The organism is Patescibacteria group bacterium, from assembly GCA_026397045.1.
Taxonomy (GTDB): domain Bacteria; phylum Patescibacteriota; class Saccharimonadia; order CAILAD01; family BJGX01; genus JAPLVO01.
This window is the reverse complement of the sequence record JAPLVO010000019.1, coordinates 1-4,327: the sequence shown is the minus strand read 5'-3', so window position 1 is coordinate 4,327 and position 4,327 is coordinate 1. Positions and strand designations below refer to the sequence as shown.

At 43.5% G+C, this 4,327-nt stretch carries 5 protein-coding genes; 1 reads left to right on the top strand and 4 read right to left on the bottom strand.

Annotation, left to right across the window (positions count from 1 at the left end; genetic code table 11):
- Nucleotides 1-132 precede the first annotated feature (132 nt).
- Nucleotides 133-519 (bottom strand): hypothetical protein, encoded by a 387-nt coding sequence (locus NT111_03385; protein MCX6805029.1) that lies wholly within the window; start codon nt 517-519, stop codon nt 133-135.
- Nucleotides 520-647: 128 nt separating this feature from the next.
- Between NT111_03385 and NT111_03380 the strand changes: the two genes are divergently transcribed.
- Nucleotides 648-1,724 (top strand): tRNA guanosine(34) transglycosylase Tgt, encoded by a 1,077-nt coding sequence (locus tag NT111_03380; protein MCX6805028.1) that lies wholly within the window; start codon nt 648-650, stop codon nt 1,722-1,724.
- On the opposite strand, the gene NT111_03375 is transcribed toward NT111_03380, so the two are convergent.
- From NT111_03375 to NT111_03365, 3 genes are all read right to left on the bottom strand, one after another.
- Nucleotides 1,721-2,353, bottom strand: coding sequence for a GAP family protein (locus tag NT111_03375; protein MCX6805027.1), 633 nt, complete (start codon nt 2,351-2,353; stop codon nt 1,721-1,723). The two genes, NT111_03380 and NT111_03375, sit on opposite strands and share 4 nt — an antisense overlap.
- A gap of 115 nt (nt 2,354-2,468) precedes the next feature.
- A complete protein-coding gene (gene idi / locus NT111_03370) occupies nt 2,469-3,032 on the bottom strand; it encodes an isopentenyl-diphosphate Delta-isomerase (protein ID MCX6805026.1) in 564 nt (187 codons plus the stop codon).
- A gap of 320 nt (nt 3,033-3,352) precedes the next feature.
- Nucleotides 3,353-4,135 (bottom strand): SDR family oxidoreductase, encoded by a 783-nt coding sequence (locus tag NT111_03365; GenBank protein MCX6805025.1) that lies wholly within the window; start codon nt 4,133-4,135, stop codon nt 3,353-3,355.
- Between the last annotated feature and the right edge of the window lie 192 nt (nt 4,136-4,327).

Below are 4,327 nucleotides of genomic sequence, written 5' to 3'. Positions count from 1 at the left end.
CAATAAATTAATTATCCCTGGCAAATCCTTTGCCGGGGATTTGTTATTATAAAAATAAGCAGGCTGATAATATATATAAATTATCAGCTCTGCCTACATAACCTTAAAACTTTATGTTGATATATAGCTGGCTTATTTAGGAGCCTTGGTTTTATTATTAAATAGGCCAATATCTAACCCATTATCTTTAGCCCACTGGGATATTTGCGATCTAATGCTCTTTTTAGCCTCTTTACGCTCTGCTGGCGACATACCCTTCATACTTCCATCGGCAGGCTTTAATTCGGTAATTTTGGCTAGAATTTGGTCTTTCTGCTGGCTTGTGATTTTACCACTTGCGACTCCATCGGCAAGCCTTGACTGCATTTTGGACTGACGCTCAGAACGCCTAGACTCAGATCTGGCTGGGTCCTTGGTGCCAGTGGTATTCTGCTGATGTGCTAATGCGGGCACTGCGGAAAGTGTTAAGACGGCAATTGCTCCGACCGTGCTAGCAAATACTTTTGTGCGATTGTTCATATTCATTATTCTCCTCGTTAAATTTTGTTACGCACTATCATAATCGTTAAAAGCAGCTAACTGTGACAGCCTGGGGTTACAGTTTTTCTTTATCTTTTTATAGCTATACTATAGTGTAAGATATAATCATGAAATCTGTAATTAGAGGCAAACCTATAAGCCTGCCAATATTTTGTCCCGATGCTACCAGGGGTGTACTCCGCAGTGTTGATAGCAACGATATAGCGGCGGCTGGAATCGAAGGCCTCATTATTAACACCTATCACCTCTTAAATACTCCTGGCCTCACGACTCTTAAATCGGTCGGGGGCGGTGCTAAGCTAATGTCTTGGCCGGGCCTGACTATTTCGGATTCAGGTGGGTTTCAGGTGTATTCGCTTATTCATCGCAAATCGGGACTAGGCAAAATCACTGATGACGGCGTTACCTTCACTTTAGACGGAACGCAACATTCGCTCACGCCCGAAAGCTGTATACAGGCTCAATTCGATATTGGCGCCGATATTATGATATGCCTCGATGACTGCCCAGACCAAACAATTAGCATTTCAGCAATGATCAAGAGTGTGGATAAGACCATTGCCTGGGCGAAGCGCTGCCACGATGAATACCTAAGGCAAATCTCTGCCAGATCGCTAAGTGATGCTGATAGGCCGCTCCTATTTGCTGTCGTGCAAGGTGGCAATTATTTAGATCAAAGGACCCGATGTGGGCAGGCGCTAGCCAAGATTGGTTTTGATGGTTATGGTTTCGGTGGCTGGCCAATTGGCGAGGACGGCATACTCAATACCGCGGCCCTGCAAGCTACTATCGATTCCACGCCAAAAGATAAATACCACTACGCCCTTGGGGTTGGCGATCCCCAAAGCTGCGTTACTTGCATAGATATGGGCTATGACATTTTTGATTGCGTGCTACCCACCAGGGATGCTCGTCATGGTCGAGCTTATTGCTGGGCTCAGGATCCCGAGGAAGCAGATTTGACAGGAGATTTCTACCAGTACCTAAGGATCGACAAGGCCCAGTACGCCGAAGATACTAGCCCGCTGAGTGAGTTCTGCGATTGTTACACTTGCAAAAACTACTCTCGGGCTTACCTCCGGCACCTTGCCAAAATAAGCGATACGCTGGTTTACCGCTTAGCCACTATACACAATATCAGCTTTTATGCGCAGCTGTTTTCCAAACTACAAAAGAGAAACTAGATAAAAGGCTTAGCCAGACTAAATAAGCCTAAAATAACAAAGAATATCGCCGTAACAATATGTGCGTACTTATTCATAAAATTAGAAAGCGACGCGAGTATTTCAGGGCTTCGCTTGCCTGCTAATTTTAAGATTATTAGCGGAACAAGCACTGGCATCAGCCCGAATATCACGACTAACATCAGATAGGCAATCTTAGCTAGGCCATAGATAGAGTCAGCCCTAAGCTCTAGAGCCACCTCGAAGATCATGGCGATCGTTGTAAAATTAGTTGCCATCAAGACAGCCCCCAGGGCCAAGTAGCGAAATGGCCCATCCTTAGGGGCAGCTTTTGCGGTAGCTTTTGCTGGCCCACGATGGTAGATATTGAAAGCCAGAAATAACAGTAACAAGCCGATTATGATATGCGGCAAAAGATCGTTGGTAGATGATTGTTTGGGCCCAATAGTGGTGGTAATGAATATGATGCCAGCAATAGCTAGCAAGGTGGCTGCCGAGCCAGCCAAAAACATTAGAGCTTTTTTGATAGGCTGCTTTGGCCGGGATAGCACAAACAGCGTCATAACCAATAATACGGGGCTGATGGCAGCTCCTAAAATGTATGGCAAAACTCTAATTAAATCTGTCATTTGATAATGCGTCCTGATATTTAAATAACTATAACTATAATACTATTCTTATTTATGGCAAAGCAAGCCTACATATTATATTTGGTCCACTCGCTAGATCAAATGTCGCCGGGGGCTACTTAGGGATGAAACAATAGGCCTCAAATATACTCGTAAAAACTTCGCTGGTACTTATCAGTGCTGCCTCTTGCTGACACCACTGCGAATACTTATTGGGCTTTTTTATCTCTTCCATAAATTTTGGCCATTCAATCCATTTTGTATCTTTAACTTCATCGGGGTTTGGCTTAGGCTCAAATTCGCCAAACACAGCCATAACTGGGCAAATTTCATTTTCCACAATACCATTATATTCAAATTTGTACTGGTATTTAGGTAGAATCAAATATATAGAATCTAATTCAATATCAATTCCTAATTCAAATTTTGCGCGTCTTTTGGCCGCTTCTTGCGGAGTTTCGCCATCTGCTGGGTGCCCGCATACGGAGTTACTCCACACTCCGGGCCAGGCTATTTTACTGTCTGATCTTTGCTGCAGCAGAAGTTCGCCCTGTTTGTTAATTATAAAGAGCGAAAATCCCCTGTGTAGCGGGGTGTCATCTGTGTGCACGCTGTATTTATCTTCAAGGCCTAGTCTGTTATTTTGTTCATCTACCAAAACCACATGTTCATTCATCATCCAATTCTACCCCAATACCTGCCAAAATAGAATAAATCCTAGTTCTAGCTGTACAAATATAGGCCTAAACAGACTGTGGCTGCGGCTGCGGCTATTGACATAAACGCTATTTAGGGATATAATTACGACCGAACTAGTGGACGCACTAGGGAGGCCTGGGCCCTGCGACCGACACAGACGTGTATCACTCCTTCCTCTCCTTAAGCAAGGGACCCAGGCCACTCGATCCGAGAGCTTTTAAGCTCTCGGATCACCCCCTCGTATTGCGAGGCTTTTTTAATTATAAAATTATTTCAAAAGCGACTTCATCTGTTTGGCAATTAAGCTAGTGAGCTAGTGGCATAGCCTGGGCTCAGCCTGTAGAGCTTATTCATAAATTTAGAATCCTTACCAGCGTATACGCTAGGAATATTCCCCTCTATTGCCTCAACTACCAAATTCGCAACATCAACAGGAGACTGGGTTGGTATTTTAGAATTCTTGGCATCTTCTTCGCTAATAGGCGATTCAACTCCAGAATTCTTAGTTATATTAGTAGTTGTCGCCCCCGGAAACACCACTGTGGCATTAACATTTGTACCGATTAACTCAGACTGCAGCCCCTCTGTTAGCAACTTTACAGCCGCCTTAGATGCTCCATATATGCTCTGCCCCGGAACTGGCAAAAAACCTCCCATGCTAGATATATCGACAATATGGGCCACTGGCCTCTTTAGCAGAATTGGTAAAAAGGCTTTGAGCATGTAAAGTGTGCCATAAAAATTCACCCCCATCACTTTGTCGATAGCCGCATAGTCTAGATCGTTAATCTTAAGGAATGGTTGAATTATGCCGGCGTTATTAATGAGCCCATCGACACTACCTAGATCTTTTATAATTTCCTGAGGCAGTGCGCTTACGGCTTTTTTATCAGCGACGCTAACTTCATAAATAGATAGATTCTTACTCACTTCACCGAGCTGGGACTTGAGTTCTTCAAGCCCGTCTTTACGCAAATCGACTCCAGCGACCTTACCGCCCTTACTAATGATGGCTCTAGATATTTCTCTGCCTATCCCACTTCCGGCGCCAGTTACTACAAATACCTTATTTTTGATTTCCATATACCCTCCTTATGTTTAAATCCATTATAGCATTGGGCTAAGGAAAATATCAGGAAAATAATAAAGCCCCTAATTAATGAGGGGCTTGGAATTTATTACTAACAATATATATTGATAATCTATTAACTACCCCCGCATATGTTATTGCGGCCTTACCCAGAAATTCGTTAATTGGCTGGTAATGATATAATT

Coding starts and splice junctions, on each gene's coding strand:
- NT111_03365 (MCX6805025.1), bottom strand. CDS start 4,135: ATGGAAATCAAAAATAAGGTATTTGTAGTAACTGGCGCCGGAAGTGGG.
- NT111_03375 (MCX6805027.1), bottom strand. CDS start 2,353: ATGACAGATTTAATTAGAGTTTTGCCATACATTTTAGGAGCTGCCATC.
- idi (MCX6805026.1), bottom strand. CDS start 3,032: ATGATGAATGAACATGTGGTTTTGGTAGATGAACAAAATAACAGACTA.
- NT111_03385 (MCX6805029.1), bottom strand. CDS start 519: ATGAACAATCGCACAAAAGTATTTGCTAGCACGGTCGGAGCAATTGCC.
- NT111_03380 (MCX6805028.1), top strand. CDS start 648: ATGAAATCTGTAATTAGAGGCAAACCTATAAGCCTGCCAATATTTTGT.